Origin of the sequence: Desulfobacula phenolica (genome assembly GCF_900105645.1) — a bacterium.
GTDB classification, from domain to species: Bacteria; Desulfobacterota; Desulfobacteria; order Desulfobacterales; family Desulfobacteraceae; genus Desulfobacula; species Desulfobacula toluolica.
Genome location: NZ_FNLL01000004.1, coordinates 170,511 through 191,738 on the forward strand (window position 1 = coordinate 170,511; position 21,228 = coordinate 191,738).

The window sequence follows — 21,228 nt, forward strand, 5'->3', positions numbered from 1 at the left end:
TTTAATTGTCTGTGTCGTTACGATCTGTGACGTGATAATCTGTTTCGTTATTAACAGTATCACTGAGGGTGCCGCCCATTTGAGTTAATGTTTTTCCAAAAACAGCCTGGTGAAATTCATCTGCTTTTTTTTCAATCTCAAGGTCTGAAAACCTTTCAGGATAAACCTTTTTAGCAATCCAGAGGCTTGCCAGCACCGACAATGGAGAAGGAAAATCCCACGGGGCAATACTTGACGGGCACCTGTAAACATTTTTTTGAGATATGGCTGTTACTTTCTGCAGGGCTTTATCAAAAATTCGTTGATTCTCGCTCTTTTTCATGTGCTGGGACAAAACTATGATATCCGGGTTCCATTTCACCAGTTGCTCAGGAGAAATATTCTGGAAATATCCGGTTAAGTGGCTGGAAACATTTTCAACACCGGATGCGTTAAAAATTTCATTCTGAAGCATATTGCCGGTGGTCGTACTGAAAATTCCCTTGGATGAGGCAAAATATCCTGTTTTTTTCAGATTTTGTGGCACTCCTGCCAGCCTCTGTGACAACAAATCTAAAGTTTTATCCATCTGTCTTTCTATAATCCGGCTTTTTTCCGGTTCTCCTGCTGCCAGCGCAATTACTCGCAGGGACTTCTTTATACTGTCAAATGTTTCCGGCATGATCACAATGGAAGAAATACCCAATGTACTCAAACGGTCGGCAAGGGCAAGACCGTCTTTTTGCGAATAGAGAATCACAAGGTCGGGTTTCAAAGAGACCAGGGTTTCAAAATTAATGCCCATGGTTTTTGACCCCACCCCGGTAAGCATTGCCACATCCGGAAAAACAGATAGTTGCAGACGGTCCTGTTTGGAATGAGTGTCAATGCCGACCAGCTTGTGCGCAAGCCCCAGGGAAAGCATACAAAGACTTGCTGGCTTGAACGTGGTGACGATTTTCTCAACCGGATCTTTAATCAAAACTGTTCGTCCTGCCATATCTGTTATGATGCGGGACTTTATTTGTGTAGCCCCCAAAATGCCCGGGATAAGCAGCAGGACAACCCCCGATAAAATAATACCCGATAAAATAATACAGGATACAAACCCTCTTTGATCTCTTGTTTTTTTATGTCTCATATTTATCCTCACTTATAGCTAAATTCAAATATGCTTTCTGGTTTGTCTTGTCAAGGATTGAACAAAAAACATCCAGCAATAACTGCCAATGGCAACTTATAACCACCAGCTTAGAATATATTTATCAATATTTGCTTACAAAGGTATTGATATCAGAGAAAATTCAATCAAATGTTGTTTTTGAATCCAAAGCATCTTCTATTTCATCCAAAACCCAGCCTGGCAGCAAAAATCTTCTTGGCATCATAATATTTTAAGCACGAAAAAATTAGTGTGCCTGCAACTTTGATGTGCAAAAAATGTTAGAAAAATCAAATCAATACAGATAGCGGTGGCCTATCGTTATTTTGAGTAATACATTAGCAAGATCCAAATAACAACCGTATAATCATGATTTAATTGACAAATACAAACAGATATGTTTGATACTGTGGTTTAATAAAAATATTAACATCAAAAAGGAGACTAAAAAATAATGACAGGGTCAAAATTTTATCAATTTTTATTTATCATCTGGATAGGGATGAACCTTTCATCTGCCCAGGCAAGCCAAACCCCGGCAGATACAAAACCCTATTCTCTGGGTGAAGTGGTCGTATCAGCTGAGATGCCGGGCAAAGAGACTATTCCCACCATAGAAGTTACTGATGTGGAAATCAAAAACCGGAATGCCAAAACCCTTGACAAGGCATTGGAACTTGTGCCCGGCCTGAATGTGAGTGTTCGCGCCAAAGGCACCCCCAGGATCGACATGCGGGGGTTCAGAAGCCGTCACGTCATCCTGCTTTTAAACGGCATTCCCATCAATTCAACCTATGACGGACAATTTGACCCTCACCTCATTTCCACAGAAAATATTTCAAAAATAAAAGTTTCCTATGGTAACAATTCCGTGCTTTATGGACAGGGCGGCTTGGCAGGTGCCATCAACATCATCACCAAACAGGGCACCCAAGGGCTTCATACGGATGCCTCCGCCCAGATAAATGAGCGGGGCAACCACTACACCCAGGCCAATATTTCCGGGGGCAAAGAAAAGGTCAATTTCTTTTTAAGCGTCAACAATACGGATTCAGACGGATTTTCCCTGTCGGACAGTTTCACGGACGCCGAATATGAAAACGGTGGCCTCCGGGAAAACAGCGATGATGAAAGGCTTTCCTTTTTCGGAAATATCGGTTTTGAGGTGAATGAAAAATTCGAACTGGGCCTCACCCTTGAAAAATCTTCCGGAGAATTCGGAATACCTCCAGTTACTCAGTATATCAACAACAATGATGACTCCTATTATAAAAAAATAAAATACGACCGAACAGAAGATTTCGACACCCTGTCAGGCCAGATATCCATGAGCTACGACCCAGACGGCATAATGGGTTTCAGAGCCTGGGCCTTTGCCAATGAATACGAGGAAGATACGGCCAGATATGATGACGACACCTACAGCGCCATCACCAAGAGCGGCTCTTATACACAGAACAGCAAAACATCAATTCAGGGAGTCACTCTTCAGACAAGCTTTGATTTTGAAGCATCAGGTGAGGCAGTGTTCTCTTTTTCAGGTGAAAAAGATGAATACACATCTGATCTGGATGAGGTTGATAAAAAGCTGAATATTGTTTCCTCACATGAAAAACATGATCTTGATATCTACTCGGCAGCATTTGAATATAAAAGACAACTTTTTTCCAGCCTGGACTTTGTATTGGGATACAGTCATCACTGGCTGTCCAAAGAAAGCGGGAATGACGATGATAAGGGCAGCTACATGATCGCCACTGCCTATAATCTGACCGATGAGACCATCCTGCGCGCCTCTTATGCACGAAAAATAAGATTTCCCTCCATCAAACAGCTTTATGGCAGTGATGGAAATGAAGACCTGACAACGGAACAGTCAGACAACTATGAGGTGGGTATCACCCAGCAACTGCCCTGGGAGATGCAACTGGATCTGGCGGTTTATCAGAATAATGTGGAAGATTTTATTGAAGAAGACAGCAGTGGAAACACTTCAAACTACGATGAATATCAATTCAGGGGGATTGATTTCCGCCTGTCCAAGCATTTCCTGGAAACCGGCTCCATGGCACTTGGCTATTCATTGCTGGACAGCGAAGACCAATCAAAGGATTCATTGAGAGATGAACTCCAGAACCGGCCGGAACACAAGTTCACCATTGAACTGAACTACACATGGGATTTTGGCTTGAGCGCCCATGCCGATTTCATTCACATTGCCAATCAATATTATTACAACAACGACGAGACTGTACAAAGTGAACTGGATGACTACACAGTTGTCAACCTGAAACTGGAACAAAAACTGTTCAAAGAAAATTATTTCGTCTATGTCGGGGTGGACAACCTCTTTGATGACGATTATGAAGAAACCATAGGATATCCCCGTGAAGGACGCACCGCCTATGCAGGAGTCCGGGTTAAATTTTAAGATGCAAAACAGCCCTTTTGCAAAAAAGGGCTGTTATTTTTTTTATCGCAAGCAAAGGAAAGAACAATGAATTACCTGGTCTGTATTGATGACACGGACATGCCCGGAACCAAGGGAACCGGATGGCTGGTTGAGGAATTATGCAATATAATTTCAACAAAAGGGTTGGCAGACTGTTCAGCCATCAGCCGCCACCAGCTCTTTGTCCACGAAGACATTCCCTACACATCCCACAACTCTTCCATGTGTTTTGAACTGACCCTTAAAAACGGGACCATTGACCCTGTCATAGAGCTTATGGCAAATTTTCTGAAAACCCGCGCTGAAAAAGGCTCGGATCCAGGGCTTTGCGTGGCAGGCCTGACTGAAGATCTTGATCAAAACAGCCTCATTGAATTTGGTAAAAACGCCAAACAAAACGTATCTTCCAAAGCCGCAGCCTATGCCCTTGCCGAAAAAGTCGGAATTCACCTGTCAGAACACGGCGGCACAGGCGACGGTGTTGTCGGGGCTGTTGCCGGTATCGGTCTGAGGATTTTTGGGGATGACGGCAGGTACAGGGGATGGTATCACCTGGGCCGACCGGGAGATATTGTCGGCGTTGACGAGTTGTGCAAGCATCCGTTTATCGACCAATTGGTAACCCGGTCCGGAATCGTGTTGCCGCTTGATTCCCAGGTTCATATTGGATCGGAAAAAACAAAAACCGTCCGCATGGGCAGCCGCCAGGTATTGATAGCAGTGGCAAATGAAAACTCAGATCAGACGGGCATTTTCTACCGTACCATTACAAAGCAGGAAGCAAAACTGTATTAAGCAAATCATGATGAAACAATCAAACAGCTTGAGCCGAATACGCTTCTATATCCTCATTTTTGGGTCACCTCTTGTTCTGATTTTCATTTCCGTTTTTCTGGGCCGTTATCCAATATCCATTTCAGACATTTTAACCATCCTGGCCTCGCTCTTCACCGGCCAGGATGTCAATGCCACCCATTTTAGCATCATCTTGCATGTCCGGCTGCCCAGGGTTCTGCTCGGAGCCATGGTGGGCGGTTGTCTTGCAGTCAGCGGAGCGGCTTTCCAGGGGCTTTTCAGAAATCCCCTGGTCAGTTCCGGTATGCTTGGAGTCAGCTCTGGTGCAGGGTTTGGTGCGGCCCTGGCCATTATTTTGTTTAAAAATTTTTTTTATGTATATCCGTTTTCTTTCGGATTCGGCCTTGTTGCCGTATTTCTGTGCTTTTTTATCGGCCGTATCACATCTTCCACCCAGGCCATTACCCTGGTGCTGGGCGGAGTTATCGTTGGTTCCATATTTTCAGCCCTGATTTCATTTTTAAAATATGTTGCAGACCCTTACGATGAACTGCCGGCCATTGTGTTCTGGCTCATGGGAAGCCTTTCCCGTGCGGAATACAGCCAGATCCTTACGGCGGGAATACCAATGTTTATGGGATCTGCCGGGCTGATGATAATCAGGTGGCGTCTGAATGTTCTTGCCATGGGAGACAAAGAGGCACAATCTCTTGGGGTAAAGGTCAATCTCAACCGGGTATTCATTATTATCTGCGCCACCCTGGCCACTGCAGGAGCGGTTTGCGTCAGCGGAGTTATCGGCTGGGTAGGTCTTGTGGTGCCTCACATGGGCAGGATGATGATTGGAAACAACAACCGGGATCTCATACCGGTCACCTTTTCCATTGGTGCCACTTTCCTGGTTATTGTGGATGACATCAGCCGGTTGATCAGCACCAGTGAAATGCCCCTGGGAATTTTAACCGCTTTGATCGGCGGCCCGTTTTTTATTTATCTGTTAAAACAGACCAAGGGCCGGGAATGGTGATGGTAAAGAATAAGGAGTGCATATGACCATTTTAGCCTTGAAAAACGGCAAATTTTCCTTTGGAAAAACCCAAATCTTTACAGAGGTTAATTTCAGCGTATCAAAGGGAGAAACCCTTTGCATACTTGGCCCCAACGGATGTGGAAAAACCACCCTCATCGACTGCATTCTCGGCATCAACACGCTGCACAAAGGAGAGATAAGGCTTGGCGACAATCTTGTCACAGGGCTTTCCCCCAGACAGATCGCACAAATGATCGCCTATGTACCTCAAAAACATGTCAGACACTTTTCCTTTTCCGTTATGGATATCCTTCTCATGGGCCGGGCACCCTATACCTCTTTTTATTCAGCACCGGATGCTGCAGATATTGAAATAGCAGAAGATATCCTTGACTCATTGGGTCTTTATCACCTGAAAAACCGTGACTACACCCGCCTGAGCGGCGGAGAAACCCAGCTTGTAATGATCATGCGGGCCTTGATCCAGGATACTCCCGTGATTGTAATGGATGAACCCACAGCCCATCTTGATTTCAAACATGAACTCATCGTGCTGGAAACCATTGTCAGGCTGGTTAAGGAACGAGGACTGACTCTTGTCATGGCCACCCATTTTCCCAACCATGCTTTTTATCTTGAAAATGAAGGCATCCCGGTTCAAGTGGCATTCATGGACAGGCAAAAGGTTCACCTGGCAGGTTCCCCCTCTGCAGCATTGACCGAAGACAATCTTGAATCTTTTTACAGAGTAAAAACATCAATAATGACCCATACAATTCCAGGCAAAGGCCTTGTAAAACAAATTATTCCCATTCAAACCATGGACACGGACAAATGAAAAAAATCCATCTGCAAGTCAAACCCCTGTTTTTTTTATGCCTCATGATCTGTCTTGCTCTTCCGGGTACAACCATGAGTTTTAATACAATTACAACCATTGACTCCACCGGCAACACCGTAACCATCACTCGGCCACCCCAAAAAATTGCCTGCCTGTATGCATTTTGCGGACATGTGGTCACAATGCTGGGCAGAGGTAACGATATGGTGGCCATTGTCAACGGATTAAAAAAAGACTTGCTTCTGCAAAAAATCGTTCCAGGCATCAAGCAGATGGCGGTTCCGGCAAACGGGGGAATCATCAACATTGAAGCCCTTTTGAACACAAAAGCTGACTTTGTATTTCTCAAACCTGAAACCGCTGCCAACACAGCGGAAATAAAGAAACTGGAACGGTTCAATATTCCTTATTTTGTGGCAGGCTACCACAGCATGGCAGAACAGATGACCATTATTGAAATGATGGGCAAGGCCATTGGCTGCCACGAAAAAGCCCTTGAATACACCCGGCATTATAAAAAAATCATTGCCATGGTCAGCGCAAGAACATCCCATCTTTTGCCAAACAAAAAAGTGCGCCTGTACCACTCGGTAAACGAAGCCCGCAGAACCGATGCTCCGGGCACTATTGAGGCTGACTGGACCCGTGCCTGCGGCGTCAACAATGTTTCTGTCGGAGCATCCTTGAATGGAAAAAACAATAAAAAATTTGCAGACATTGAACAAATCTTGATGTGGAATCCAGAAGTGATAATTGTCAATGAAGAAGGAGTGGATCAATTGATAATGAACGACAAAAAATGGTCTCCCATTCAAGCGGTTCAAGACAAAAAAGTATTTGCCATCCCCGTGGGCATCTCCAGGTGGGGACATCCGGGGGGACTTGAGACTCCCCTGGCAATTTTATGGACTGCCAAAAAAGTCTATCCTGATCTGTTCCAGGATATTGACCTGAAAAAAGAAATTACTTTATTTTATAAAACTTTTTTCAATCTTGATCTGGACAAAACCATGGTCAATAAAATCCTGGGCAACAAAGGCATGCGGCATCCCACATCTTAGCAAATATTAAATTTCAACAATCTGCTTTATTTCTTTGTTCACAAAGCTATTAACCCCAAACTCTGAAACTGTGTTTGCCATAAATGCCTCACGGTTCCCCACTTGTTTTCAGCTAATATTTCTGCTAATGCTATATGCATTAATAAGATTCATGTACAGGCTATCCAAGTTACACCGAAAGTGTAGTAAACTCATTGAGATTATTAATAAAAGGGGTAGCAATGCTACCATGGTCTCAATACAATTTTACTTCTAAAAAAGGGAGACAAGCATGAAAGAGAAATTAATCAGCCGTGTTGGCCGGATTATCAGCGGCAGCGTTCATTCCCTCATTGATTCATTGGAAAATGCAGCACCGGAAACGGTTTTGTCAGAATCCATCCGGGAAATCGAATCTGCAATTGATGACGTTCAAAACGAGTTGGGACTGATTGTTGCAAAAAAACATCTTGCCACCTCAAAGCTCATGGAAGAGAATAAAAAACATGAGGATTTGAGTGAAAAAACCAAAATAGCCATCAAGGAAAACCGGGATGATTTAGCAGAAGCCGCCATAGCAAGGCAATTGGATATTGAAGCTCAGATCCCCATACTTGAAACCACTGTTGATGATTGTAAAACCCAGGAAAAAGAGCTTGAAAACTATATCCATGCGTTGCAGGCGAAAAAACGGGAAATGAAAGAAGAGCTGATCCAGTTTCGAAAAACAATCAAGGAAGCTGCCAAGACATCCGGGTCCGGCGGATCATCTGAAACCCCGGAAAGAGTGGAAAGTAAAATCGCAAAAGCTGAATCAGCTTTTGAACGAGTAATTGAAAAAGCAACCGGTATTCCAGGATCAAATGGAATATCTGAAAGAAAATCAGCTGCCCAACTGGCTGAACTCGAAGAAATTGCCAGGAAAAATAAGATCCGGGAAAGATTGTCTAAAATCAAGGGAGATCATCAATAAGAATGATTGGGTTTATGCTGCAAAGCCAGAATTGGCCCTTTATGGTCTCCTTGACCATTATGGTCATGATTGCCTGTTTGGAAGGTGTTTCAACCCTGATCGGCATGGGATTTTCAAGTATGATAGAATCTCTTATACCTGATTTTAATATGGATGTTGATGCAGATATGGATGTTGATGCCAATGCTGGTGCCAATTCTGGTATTGGTCCGGACCATCCCAACATCTCAACAACAGGTATATTAACCAAAACCTTTGGCTGGTTACGAATAGGCCAAATACCTGTTTTAATCATACTGATTGCTTTTCTGACCATCTTTGGCCTGGTCGGTTTTTTTATCCAATCAGTTGTCGTTAAAATAACCGGTCATCTGTTACCCGGCATCATTGCATCGGCAATCTCATTTTTATTGACATTGCCCCTTGTACGTGCAGCGACCGGCATAATCGTAAAGATAATGCCAAAAGATGAAACCCAGGCGGTTGCTGAAAAAAGTTTTATCGGACGTATTGCCGTCATTACTTTGGGCAAAGCATCCAAAAACAACCCTGCCCAGGCCAAAGTAAGAGATAAATTCGGAACGGCCCACTATGTAATGGTTGAACCGGACATTGATGATGAAAATTTTGCACAAGGAGATCAGGTTTTGATCGTGAAACAGACAGGTTTCGGGTACAAAGCAATCCATAATGCAACAGCAGCATTGCAGGAGATGGATGAATAAAACAATCTTATAATCAATAGTTGAAAAGGAATAACATAAAATGCCGAATATGATGAGTATCCTTGTAATTGCAGGTGTTATTTTAATCGCCTTAATTGCAATGGCATTGATTTTTGCCAAATTATACAAACGTGCCACCAAAGAAATTTCATTTGTCAGGACCGGTATGGGCGGACAAAAAGTGGTCATGAATGGAGGCGCACTGGTTTTGCCGGTATTCCATGAATTAATCCCGGTCAACATGAATACGCTCAGGCTTGAAGTTCAGCGCAACAATGAACAGGCATTGATCACCAGGGACCGTATGAGAGTTGATGTGGCTGCCGAATTTTATGTCCGGGCCAAACCCACGGAAGAAGCCATTGCAAGCGCGGCTCAAACCCTGGGGTTGAAAACCATGAATCCCGAACAATTAAAAGAGCTGGTGGAGGGCAAATTTGTAGATGCCCTGCGTGCTGTTGCAGCGGAAATGGCCATGGAAGAACTTCATGAACAGCGGGTTGATTTTGTTCAAAAGGTGCAGCAGGTTGTTACCGAGGATTTATTGAAAAACGGTCTGGAACTTGAAACGGTTTCACTAACAGGTCTGGACCAGACCAGTAAAAAACATTTTAATCCTGACAATGCATTTGATGCTGAAGGATTGACCAAACTGACGGAAAAAATTGAAGAAAGACGAAAAAAAAGAAATGATATTGAGCAGGATACAGAAGTTGCCATTGCCAATAAAAATCTTGAAGCCGAGCGCCAAAAACTTGAAATCATCAAGGAAGAAGAGTACGCAAAATTAAAACAGGAAAGAGAAATTGAAATCCGGCGGGCCGCTCAAATGTCTGAAATTGCAATGGAGCAAGCTGAAAAAAAGCGGGAAGCCGAACAGTCACAGATCGAAGCTAAAAAGAATGTGGACATGTCAAGTATCCTGGCGGAAAGATCTGTTGAAGAAGAACGCATTGATAAAGACAAATTGTTAAAAGAAAAAGAAATTTTAAAAGAAAGAGCCATTGAGAGTTCTGAAATTGAAAAAAAGAAAACCCTGGAACTTGCGGAACAGGATCGGGCAATTGCCATTGCCCAGAAATCAAAAGAGCAGTCGGAAGCCCAGGCTGATGCGGACCGGGCAAGAGCAGTTGCCGTTAAAGAAGAAGAGGCCGTTACAACGGTGCGCGAAACTGAAGTTGCAGAACGGGCAAAATCCGTTGAACTGGTCAAAGCCCGGGAAAATGCGGAAAGAGAGGCCATAAAAATTAAAATTGCCGCTGAAACTGAAAAAATTTCCGCCATGGATAATGCTGAAGCAGTCAGAACAACAGCCAATGCAAAAGCTGATGAGCAAAGAATTAAAGCCCAGGGCGAAGCAGACGCTGAAAAATTAAAGGCTGATGCTGCGGCAAAGCGGTATGCAGTTGATGCTGAAGGGCGAAGAGCAATAAATGAAGCCCATAATATTCTTTCCGATCAACAGATCGCCATGCAGGTTCGCATGGGCTTAATCAAAAACCTGCCGGATATTATCAAAGAAAGTGTCAGGCCAATGGAAAATATCGACGGCATAAAAATTATTCATGTGGATGGTCTGGCAGCCGGCAACAATGGCACTTCAAACGGAGAATCAACTGTGCAAGGCGGCGGCCAGTGTCTTTCAGACCAGCTTGTCAACAGTGCGCTCCGATACAGGGGACAAGCGCCTCTGATTGATTCTTTGATGGAAGAAATTGGAATAAAAGCCGGGGATATTAACGGCCTCACAGCCGGATTAAAAGATCAGGATCCCCCGAACTGAAGATTTCCGGGCTTGTAATCAATTTTACAAGCCCGGTTGATAAACCTGAAGACAGGTATCCTCTGAAAGAAGGACTGAGGCTATGGAAAAAATCAACATATTGATTGTGGAAGACGAATATATCATTGCCAACGACATACAGACCAGCCTGGAAAGCATGGGATACGAGGTCTGCGGAATGGCCGCCTCCGGTAAAAAAGCCCTGGCTCTTGCAAAGGATCTTTCCCCGGATCTCATCTTGATGGATATCATGCTCAAAGGAAATATGGACGGTATTGAAACCGCTGCAAAAATCCAAAAAAAATTCAATATCTCCGTTATTTTCCTGTCTGCCTATTCAGATGACGGGATACTGCAACGGGCAAAGGAGACCCTGCCTTTTGGATACCTGATCAAACCGTTCCGGGACAGGGAGCTGAAGGCTGCCATTGAAATGGCAATATATAAACAGAAAATGGAAAAGGAAAGAGAACAACTGATCAGGGAATTGAAACAGGCCCTTGAAAAGGTCAAGCTTTTAAGCGGCCTTTTGCCCATATGTTCCTTTTGCAAAAAGATAAGGAATGATAAAGGGTATTGGGAAAAGGTGGAAAGCTTTATCCATAAGAATTCCGAGGCTACTTTTTCCCACGGAATCTGCCCTGATTGCATGGACAAACAGTATGGCGATGAGAACTGGTACAGGGAAATGAAAGACAAGGACACCCTCTCATGAGAATATTTCACCGGTTTGGATTCCTCGTGCATATGGCTTTGGCAATATCCGCAGTCTGTGCCTTCAGTGCCACGGAAACCCTGGCAGCCGGCGAAAAAAAAATTCGCATCCTTCTTGTGGAAACCATGCCAGTACCGGTTGTGACCGATCACAGTCAATGGTTTGTCCGGCAACTGGAAGAATTGGGGTATGAAGATAAAAAAAATATGGATCTGATCATCCTCAAGGTCAACGGAGATAAAAAACGGGGGGAACACCTATTAAAACAGGAATTAAAACAGGCACGGCCTGATCTTGTGGCCACCTGCGCCACCCTTGCCTCCCAGATCGCCCATGACCTGCTACATGAAAAAGATATTCCCCAAATTTTTTTTACGGTTTCCGACCCAGTGGGTGCCGGGCTGATCAAGGAGATCGGGAAGCCCACCCACAACCATATCACCGGGGTGGTACATATGATTGAACGAAAAACCAGGATTAATATGGCCATGCGCCTTCTGGAGAACAGAAAAAAACAAGGCCGGGTTAAAATCGGATTTATCCACAGCACATACCCGTCCTCTGTGGGGGATTTAAAACAGCTTCAACTGGCAACAGCCGGCAGAAAGGATATTGAATTTGTACCCTATGGCCTTGATTACCGGGAAATGCCCAAAGGACTTGACCCTATGCTGTCGGATGTAAAAAAAGGAATCCAGTCCCTTCAGGGGCGGGTGGACTTCTGGTGGGAACCCTCAGGCCCTTTAGGGGAGCTATTGGCATATACCAGACTGCTGCTGGAAAAAAGCAACATACCCGTGATCATGGGAACCAAACTTGAAAGTGTCCGTCTGGGGGCATTGTTTCACTTGACTCCTGACCCGGAAAGTTCCGGACGGGAGGCGGCTTTGATGGCTGACGCCGTTTTAAAGGGCCTGCACCCAGGTAACATTTCGGTAAAACCGCCTCAAAGCATATCTCTTGGTATAAATATCACCACGGCATTGGCACAAGGGATTGTCATCCCTCCGGATATTTTGAGCCTGGCCGGTGATCAGGTCTATCGTTAGCATCTATTATGCATTTTCAAACCAAAATCTGCCTGATCATCTTGCCCCTGATGGCATTCTCTATTTTTTTTATGGGATTCTGGTCTTTAAGAACTGCTCAGCAGCCTATTGAAGGCGCTATTCACCGGTTAATGATCCAGGAACTGGAACATTTTGTGAAATTCAACATCCAGACCCATTATAAAGTGCTGCAAAAAAACAGGCTGGAAAATGTGGGCTCCTTTGTCACCAACTATCAGCAGAAAATATTTAATTCTCTTGATGACTTTCATCTGATTAAAACCGGAAGCCTGATCATCCTGGATACCAAAGGAAAAGTTCTGGCAGGTACTGTCGATGATAAAACACTTCCAAACGCATATCTATCAACATCAAAAATTATGCCATCCATGATAAAATCAGCAGCAACCGACAGAACAACCATCATGGAGCCAGAAACAGGAGAAAGAATTTTTGCAACCCAAACCTTTGCGCCCTGGAACTGGCACCTGGTTTATTCCGTGTCCCGGGAATTGATCCTGATACCCCGGCAAAAAGTTCGAAATACCGCTATTTTAATCTCGATTGCCTGTATTGCCACAGGATCATTTTTTATAATTTTATGTTTCAGGATTTTTTTTGGCAGGCCGATGGACAAACTGAAACAGGCGGCTGAAGACATTGCCGATTTAAAGGATGTCAGAAAAATTGATATCCATTCAGCAGATGAACTCGGAAATCTTGCACGCAGCATGGAACGTATGGCCGCTGCCATCAAGGAGTACCGCAAAAAACAGCACAACTGGCATTTTTATCTTGAATCCGAAATTCAGCGAAACACAAAAAACTTGCACAGGCTCAATGCCTCCCTTGAAAAAGAAATCAAAATAAAAAAAATTTCCGAGGCCGATTTACGGCAAAGTGAAAAACGAATTTCCGAAGCACTGAATTTCAACCGGGAAATTATTTCCGCCTCAAGTCTCGGCATCACGGTCTACGATGGAAAAGGAAAGTGTGTCCTTGCCAATGATGCTGCCTGCAAAATTATTTCCGGAACCCAGGAGCAGTTATTGAGCCAGAATTTTTATAAACTCAAGTCCTGGAAAACATCCGGTCTTGCCCACATGGCGGACAAGGTACTCACAGACGGCCGGCAAAGATCCATGGAAGCCAGAACAATCAGCACATTTGGCAAGGATTTCTGGATAGAATGCCGGTTTTCACGATTTACCATGGAAGGACAACCCCATCTATTAATAATTTTTGATAATATATATATGCGCAAACAGATGGAACGGCAGATCAAAGCATCCCTGAAGGAAAAAAATATCCTGCTCAAAGAGATTCACCACCGGGTGAAAAACAATTTACAGGTGGTATCAAGTCTCCTGAAAATGCAGTCCAGGCTCATAACCGATGAACATATTATACGGATATTTCAAGAAAGCCAGAACAGAATTGCCGCCATGGCCCTTGTACATGAACAGCTCTACAAATCCGACAACCTGGCTGTCATTGATTTCAGCACCTATATCTTTGACCTTGTCCACAGCCTTCAATACTCTTTTGGCACGGATAGCAACCTGATTCGCTTAACAGTGGATATCCGGCACAAATCCATGGGGGTGGACACGGCTGTTCCCTGCGGCCTCATCGTCAATGAACTGATTTCCAATGCCTTTAAATATTCCGTTAAGCCCGGAGAAAAAGGTGAAATTTCAATGTTATTTCAATTGCATGACAAACAAACCGCCCAGATGATAATTGCAGATACCGGACCCGGAATCCCCAAGGACTTTGATATTGATGCAAACCAAAGCCTGGGCCTTAAGCTTGTGAACAATATTGTGACTCACCAACTGGAAGGCAGCATCCAATTTATCTGCGACAAAGGCACCCGGATTGAAATCCTTTTTCCCTATTCCAATGAAAAAGAATTAAAGCGGTTGACGGCAGGAGAAACTGAAACACCCTTATAACAATGTTTAGTCTTAAAAAATATCGTCATATTGTCTTGATGTATTAATTGCTTACAATTCAAAATATGATTTGATACAGTATCAACATAGTGTGGTATGGCCACAAAAGTTTGATACTACTATTATTAAAATAAGGTTTTGTTCATTAAACGATTGCTTTTATAAAATAAAATGTCAGTTCATTAATATAGTACTTTAACAATCAATGAGTGCCAAGGAGGATAATGGAGTAATGAAAGCTTTCAGAATAAGTCGATATTTGCTGTTTACCGGGGTTTGCCTGCTTGTTATGTTCAACCATGGCCTGCTGGCCGCTGAAAACGCATTAAACTCCTTTCCTGAACGAATTGTGCTAAACATCACTCAGACCCCACACAACAGCCAGGCAATTACCTGGAAAACCCGAGAAACATCAACCTATCCCAGAGTCCAGGTTATCCGGGCGGCTGAACTGTTGAATCCGGAAAGCACATCAAAAATATTTTCAGCCCGGACAACTGCCGTTGATCTTGACAAAAAAACCACTGCGTATCACCATTCAGTGGTATTGGGTTCATTGGAGCCCAATACCTTGTATGCCTATCGTGTGGGAGACGATTCTTGCTGGAGTGAATGGAACCAGTTCAGAACAGCTTCAAACATTTCAGAACCGTTCACTTTCCTGTATTTCGGTGATATTCAAGAACAGGTTCACTCCATGTGTTCTCAGATCTTCAGGGTGGCTCTTCAAACACACCCTGAATCAAAATTCTGGCTGTTTGCAGGAGATATGGTGAACAACGGCCCGGATGATATGGAATGGGAAAAATTTTTCAATGCTCTGGGCTGGATTCCCAGAACCGTTCCATTTGTCCTGTTGCCGGGAAACCACGAGTACCCGGACAGGCGGTTTATCCTTCCAAAAGACTATCACATCACAAACCTGTGGAGACCCCATTTCACCCTGCCTGAAAACGGTCCAAAAGGACTGGAAGAAACCGTATTCAGTTTTGATTACCAGGGAGTTTGCTTTATCATGCTCAATGGAAATGAACAGATTGAAACACAGGCCGGGTGGCTGGAAAAAATATTATCACACAACAAACAGCCCTGGATCATTGTGGCCATTCATCAGCCAGTATATTCCATTTCCAAACGAAGAAACAGAACACAATTCCAGGAAATACTGGTGCCGATATTTGACCAATTTTCAGTGGACCTGGTACTGCAGGGGCATGATCACGGCTACTGCCGAACCTTTCCATTAAAAAACCACCTGCAGGTGCCGGATGGAAAAAAAGGAACCGTCTATGTCATATCCAATGCCGGTCCCAAATTTTATCCGCCCAGTTCAAGGTATGATCATCTTATGGCGAAAACCGGCAGCCGGGAAATGCTGTTTCAATCCGTCCGGGTGGACAAAAACACATTGCACTACACTACACGTACCGTCACAAACAAGGTGTACGACACCTTTGAAATACACAAATAGACTTACCTTTCATGGTGTTCCATATCAAAAGAGGCCCATACCAGACACGGCTATCGGCAACACCATCATCATCTTGATTGTAAAATTATTTTAAATCAAATCCGGCTCCGCCTTAAAAGCTTGGCGGAACCGGCAATGATTTTCCGTTAAATTCACGCGACAACACAACTTCAACAGGCTTGCTTACATTAGCATATAAGCAATTGGGCCACTTGACAAATGGAACAGGGCATATTAAACAATTTCGTTATGTCAATCATGACATAACGATAAAGGAGAGTATTATATGGATTACAAATGTGTGAAAACCACCTGCCCTTATTGTGGTTGCGGGTGTCAGATGCTGCTTGAAGTTCTTGACGGACAAGTGGTGAACACCCTGCCCTCAAAAGAACCCCATATGAACCAGGGCAAATTATGTATCAAAGGACACACAGCACATGAATTTGTCCACAGCAAGGATCGGCTCACCCATCCCCTGATCCGAAAAAACGGCAAACTTGAAAAAACGACCTGGGAAGATGCTTTTAACGTAATATCATCAAAATTTTCCCAGATCAAAAATCAATATGGCGGAGACAGTATTGGTTTTTTCAGTTCAGCTCGCAGCACCAATGAAGAAAATTATCTTTGTCAGAAACTTTGCAGGGCCGCCTTTAAGACAAATAACGTTGATCACTGCGCCCGGCTGTGACACGCTCCGACTGTGGCAGGTCTTGCCGCAGCGTTTGGAAGTGGGGCAATGACCAATTCTATTGCTGAAATTGAAGATGCAGATTGTCTGCTTGTGGTCGGATCAAATACCACGGAAGCGCATCCATTGATTGCATACCGAATATTCAAGGCAAAGGCAAAAAATGCAAAACTCATTGTTGTTGACCCAAGAAAAATACAATTAACAAATATTTGCGACATCCATATCCGGTTAAAATTTGGAACAGATATCGCTTTTATAAACGGGGTAATGCATGAAATCATTAAAAACAACCTGCATAATGAAAAATTCATAGCAAATCGTACCGAAGATTTTGAAGCTTTAAAAGAAACCGTTAAAAAATACACCCCTGAACATGTATCTAAAATAACCGGGGTCAGTGTTGAAGACATCAAACAAATGGCAAAAATATATGCAACATCAAAAAATTCCAGTATACTGTACACCCTTGGCATCACAGAACATTCACACGGTGTAGATAATGTAAAAACCCTTGCCAACCTTACAATGCTTACCGGTCAAATCGGTAAAAAATCAAGCGGAGTCAACCCTTTAAGAGGGCAGAACAATGTCCAGGGTGCCTGCGATATGGGGGCATTACCCAATGTTTATCCCGGTTATCAGGCCGTAACCGATCAAAGTGTTTGTGATAAATTCCAGGAAGCATGGGGAACTGAGCTTTCAAAGGAAGTGGGCAAAACAATCCCGGACATCATGGACGGACTAATTGACGGTTCTGTCAAGGGATTATATATATTTGGTGAAAATTCGGTTGAGGGTGATCCCAATACGGATCATGTTCGCCGGGCACTTGAATCCGCAGAATTTCTGGTTGTTCACGATATTTTTCTCACATCCACGGCCCAAATGGCAGACGTTGTCTTGCCCGGAGGCTGCTGGGCAGAAGTGGACGGAACTTTCACAAATAGTGAACGCAGAGTACAGCGGATTCGCAAAGCAGTTGAACCGCCGGGAGAAGCCCTGCCGAACTGGAAAATTTTTTCAGAATTAGGAACACGATTAGGTGTTGAAATGAAATATGACTCTGCCGAAGAAATATTTGAAGAAATGACAAAGCTGACCCCTAGTTTTGCCGGGATATCATACGATCGCATTGATACTCAAGGTATCCAATGGCCGTGTCCGTCTTCTGAGCATCCGGGTACTACATTTTTACACCAGGGAAAATTCACCCGTGGCAAAGGCAAATTCCATGCCATTGAACATCAAAAATCAAAAGAAGAGCCGGACAGCCAATACCCGTTCACCCTGACAACAGGAAGGCGATATGCGCACTATAACACAAGTTCAATGACCGGCAGATGTAAAACATTAATCAACGAATTTCCTGCACCGGTTGCACAGATAAATATTGAAGATGCAAAACAGATGGGACTCAATAACGGAGATCAAATCAAAGTCTCTTCACGGCGTGGGGAAGTTGTCACACCCATATCCATTGGCGATGTTGTTCCCAAAGGTGCCATATTCATGGATTTCCATTTTAAAAATGCAAATTCAAACAAACTGCTGGGTACTTTCCTGGATCCTGTGTCCAAAACCCCCGATTATAAAGTATGCGCGGTTCAGTTTGAAAAACACACCCCTTAAAACTTTAAAAAAAATATAAGCATCAATGCAAGGCTCCAAAGTTTAAATACATCAGACAATAAATGATCCAGCCACCCGGAAATACAATTAATAAATTTCCGGGTGGCTGGTTTTGTTGCCACCATTACAACATAAGCTTGATTACAATATCTTCTCTAACTGAACTGCACAGGCCTTGTATTCCGCCGTCAAGGTAGACGGGTCCAGGGCAGAGTTGGTTAACCAGTTGGCATTGCCTTCGGTAAAATGAAAAGCCATCCAGACCATTCCCAGGGGGACTTCATGGGTAACATTGGCAGATACACACACCTCGCCCCGCCTGGATCGGACCCTTATCCGTTCACCCGGGGCAATTCCCATTCTATCGGCATCTGCCTGTGAAATATCGGCTGTTTCTTCACCCAGAAGGTCGTTTAATCCTTCACACCTGCCGGTCTGGGTCCTTGTGTGGTAATGATAAAGCCGTCTGCCCGTACTCAGAACAAAGGGATATTCCTCATCCGGGACTTCGGCCGGCGGGGTCCATTGCGCCGGCATAAAAACACCTTTGCCATGGGTAAAATTACCGTCCTGATGAAGGTATGGCGTACCCGGATGGTCAAGTGTGGGACAAGGCCATTGAAGACCGTCCCGGCCGATCCTGTGGTATTTGATACCCTCCAGAGCCGGGGCAAGAGGACTGATTTCTTTGTCCCATATTTCCCTGGCGCTTGATGCAGACCAGTCATGGCCGAACCTTTTGGCAATCTGTTTAAAAATCCACCAGTTGGGTCTGGCAAGTCCTGGCGGCCGACCGGCGGTTCGAACCCGGCTCACCCGGCGCTCACTGTTAGTAAATGTTCCGTTGTTCTCGCTCCAGGCAGCTGCCGGTAAAACCACATCGGCAAACCGCGTGGTTTCCGTCAGGAACAAATCCTGGCATACTGTAAATTCTGCGGCTTCCAGCTCTTTTGCCACCTTGTTCATATCCGGTTCCGTATTGGCAAGATTTTCTCCGAATATATAAAATGCCCTTACTGATCCATTTGTCAGGCCATGCATCATCTGGGGAATCATAAGCCCCGGCTTTTCAGGCAGATTTGTAACCTGCCATGCAGTTTCAAATTTTTGGCGTGCCTTGGGATCAGCCACATTCTGATACCCGTGAAAAACATTGGGCAAAGCCCCCATATCACAGGCACCCTGGACATTGTTCTGCCCCCTTAAAGGATTTACCCCGCCAAGTTCCATACCCATGTTTCCCAGAAGCATCTGCAGGTTGGCAACGGTCATGACATTGTTTTTCCCGCAGGTATGCTCTGTGATGCCAAGTGTGTAGCAGACCATGGCCGGTTTGACAGATGCCAGAAGCCGCGCGGTTTGAATAATTGTGTCTTCATCCACTCCGCTGATCCGGGCCGCTTTATCAGGAGAATATTGGGCCACAGTCTTTTCAAGGTCTTCAAATCCCGTACACTTGTTCAAAGAGAACTCTTTGTCGTAAAGCTCTTCTTTGATCAATACATGCATAATCCCGTTCAGCAGGGCAATGTCACTTCCCACCTTCAACTGGAGGTGAATATCGGCAAAATCCGTCAACCTGTGTTTCCTGGGATCCACCACAATAAGCCCGGCTCCGTTCTGCACGGCATTTTTCACAAAAGTCGCTGCAACCGGATGGGCCTGTGTCATATTGGACCCTATCACCAGGATCATTTTTGCCCTGGCAAATTCTGAAAACGAGTTGGTCATTGCGCCTGAACCAAATGTGGTTGCCAGCCCGGCAACCGTTGGAGCATGTCAGGTGCGGGCGCAATGGTCGATATTATTGGTCTTGAACACGGCCCGAAACAGTTTTTGCATTTGATAGGAATCTTCATTAATGCTCCTGGCGCAGGAAACGCCTGCCAGGGCATCGGGCCCGCTTTCTCTGATAATTGTCTTGAATTTTTCAGCCACAAGGTCCAGGGCTTCATCCCAGGATGCTTGTTGAAATGCGCCATTTTTTTTGATCAAGGGAGTTGTCAGTCTTTCTTGTGAATAAATAAAATCAAATCCAAACCGCCCCTTTACACACAGCCTTCCCTTATTGGGAGCGGCATCTTCCACTCCAGTCACCTTGAGAATTTTATCTTCCTTGACATGAAGCCAGAGCTGACACCCCACACCACAATATGGACAGGTTGTCCTGATTTTTTCAATTTCCCAGGGCCGCCATTGATGCTCGAATTTTTTTTCCACCAGCGCTCCAACCGGACATGCCTGAACACACTCTCCACAAAAAACACAATCCGAATCTTTCAAGGCCACATCGTCCATACCGGCAATAATCCGCTGATTTTCCGTTTGTTTGGGCATTCGTATAGCCTGGTTGACCTGGATATCATTGCACGCTGCCACACACCTGCCGCACAAAATACATCTGGAAAAATCCCTTATGATCAGTGGATTAACCGTTTCCCTGGGAAACCTGCAATCTGAAAGAGAGGTGCGATTCCATTGAACCTGGTAGCGATAGGCCAGATCCTGGAGTTCACAATCCCCCCATTTGGGACAAAGCTCATGATGATTTTCCATCTGCATTACGTCCAGTTGAAACCGGGTCCAGGAATCTCCCTGGGAAGCACCGATACTGCAATTGTGATTACCGGACTCAAGAATGGCCTTCAATGTTTTTTTCCTGGCAGCCACCACACGGGGAGATTCGGTCCGAATATCCATCCTGCCCATAATTTCTGTGCTGCAAGCCGGCACAAGATCTTTGACACCTTTTACTTCCACCACGCAGATATTGCAAGAACCTTTGGACACAACGCCTTTGAAATAACAAAGGGTCGGAATATCAATCCGATTCTGCCTTGCCACATCCAGAATGGTTTGCCCCTTCTTAAATGGGTATTCCCTGCCATTTAAAACAATGCCGCCGCTTATCATGAGCTTCTCCATATTA

Annotated in this window: 15 protein-coding genes; 13 read left to right on the plus strand and 2 right to left on the minus strand. The window is 44.5% G+C overall.

What is annotated here, in order from left to right; genetic code table 11:
• Nucleotide 1: 1 nt before the first annotated feature.
• Nucleotides 2-1,120: an ABC transporter substrate-binding protein gene (locus tag BLT94_RS07955; protein ID WP_092232474.1), complete on the minus strand. Its 1,119-nt coding sequence runs from the start codon at nt 1,118-1,120 to the stop codon at nt 2-4.
• A 475-nt stretch (nt 1,121-1,595) separates the two neighbouring features.
• On the opposite strand from BLT94_RS07955, the gene BLT94_RS07965 reads away from it, so the two are divergent.
• The 13 genes from BLT94_RS07965 (at nt 1,596) to fdhF (BLT94_RS08025) (ending at nt 18,299) form a co-directional block, all read left to right on the plus strand.
• Complete coding sequence (locus BLT94_RS07965) at nt 1,596-3,572, plus strand: TonB-dependent receptor plug domain-containing protein (RefSeq protein WP_092232480.1); 1,977 nt, start codon at nt 1,596-1,598, stop codon at nt 3,570-3,572.
• A gap of 66 nt (nt 3,573-3,638) precedes the next feature.
• A complete protein-coding gene (locus BLT94_RS07970) occupies nt 3,639-4,388 on the plus strand; it encodes a hypothetical protein (RefSeq protein ID WP_092232483.1) in 750 nt (249 codons plus the stop codon).
• A 7-nt stretch (nt 4,389-4,395) separates the two neighbouring features.
• Entirely contained in the window at nt 4,396-5,415 is a 1,020-nt protein-coding gene (locus BLT94_RS07975) for a FecCD family ABC transporter permease (protein WP_245743043.1), read from the plus strand.
• 22 nt (nt 5,416-5,437) lie between these two features.
• The gene (locus BLT94_RS07980; protein ID WP_092232486.1) at nt 5,438-6,256 is read left to right on the plus strand and encodes an ABC transporter ATP-binding protein; all 819 of its coding nucleotides are present in this window, start codon (nt 5,438-5,440) and stop codon (nt 6,254-6,256) included.
• Nucleotides 6,253-7,320 carry an ABC transporter substrate-binding protein gene (locus BLT94_RS07985; protein WP_092232489.1) on the plus strand — a complete coding sequence of 356 codons (1,068 nt, stop codon included), beginning with the start codon at nt 6,253-6,255 and terminating at the stop codon, nt 7,318-7,320. Before BLT94_RS07980 ends, BLT94_RS07985 begins: the two co-directional genes overlap by 4 nt.
• Nucleotides 7,321-7,591: 271 nt before the next feature.
• Nucleotides 7,592-8,272 carry a PspA/IM30 family protein gene (locus BLT94_RS07990; protein WP_092232492.1) on the plus strand — a complete coding sequence of 227 codons (681 nt, stop codon included), beginning with the start codon at nt 7,592-7,594 and terminating at the stop codon, nt 8,270-8,272.
• Nucleotides 8,273-8,274: 2 nt separating this feature from the next.
• Nucleotides 8,275-8,997, plus strand: coding sequence for a YqiJ family protein (locus BLT94_RS07995; protein WP_092232495.1), 723 nt, complete (start codon nt 8,275-8,277; stop codon nt 8,995-8,997).
• 40 nt (nt 8,998-9,037) lie between these two features.
• Complete coding sequence (locus BLT94_RS08000; protein WP_092232498.1) at nt 9,038-10,780, plus strand: flotillin family protein; 1,743 nt, start codon at nt 9,038-9,040, stop codon at nt 10,778-10,780.
• Between the two features lie 82 nt (nt 10,781-10,862).
• Entirely contained in the window at nt 10,863-11,495 is a 633-nt protein-coding gene (locus BLT94_RS08005; RefSeq protein ID WP_092232501.1) for a response regulator, read from the plus strand.
• On the plus strand, nt 11,492-12,544 hold the full coding sequence (locus tag BLT94_RS08010) for an ABC transporter substrate-binding protein (protein WP_092232503.1): 1,053 nt from the start codon (nt 11,492-11,494) through the stop codon (nt 12,542-12,544). Before BLT94_RS08005 ends, BLT94_RS08010 begins: the two co-directional genes overlap by 4 nt.
• A gap of 8 nt (nt 12,545-12,552) precedes the next feature.
• Entirely contained in the window at nt 12,553-14,502 is a 1,950-nt protein-coding gene (locus BLT94_RS08015; RefSeq protein WP_092232506.1) for a histidine kinase dimerization/phosphoacceptor domain -containing protein, read from the plus strand.
• 232 nt (nt 14,503-14,734) lie between these two features.
• Complete coding sequence (locus tag BLT94_RS08020) at nt 14,735-15,973, plus strand: purple acid phosphatase family protein (RefSeq protein WP_092232509.1); 1,239 nt, start codon at nt 14,735-14,737, stop codon at nt 15,971-15,973.
• A gap of 286 nt (nt 15,974-16,259) precedes the next feature.
• The gene (gene fdhF / locus BLT94_RS08025) at nt 16,260-18,299 is read left to right on the plus strand and encodes a formate dehydrogenase subunit alpha (protein WP_092232512.1); all 2,040 of its coding nucleotides are present in this window, start codon (nt 16,260-16,262) and stop codon (nt 18,297-18,299) included.
• A gap of 141 nt (nt 18,300-18,440) precedes the next feature.
• On the opposite strand, the gene fdhF (BLT94_RS08030) is transcribed toward fdhF (BLT94_RS08025), so the two are convergent.
• Nucleotides 18,441-21,212, minus strand: coding sequence for a formate dehydrogenase subunit alpha (gene fdhF, locus BLT94_RS08030; RefSeq protein WP_092232515.1), 2,772 nt, complete (start codon nt 21,210-21,212; stop codon nt 18,441-18,443).
• Nucleotides 21,213-21,228 lie beyond the last annotated feature (16 nt).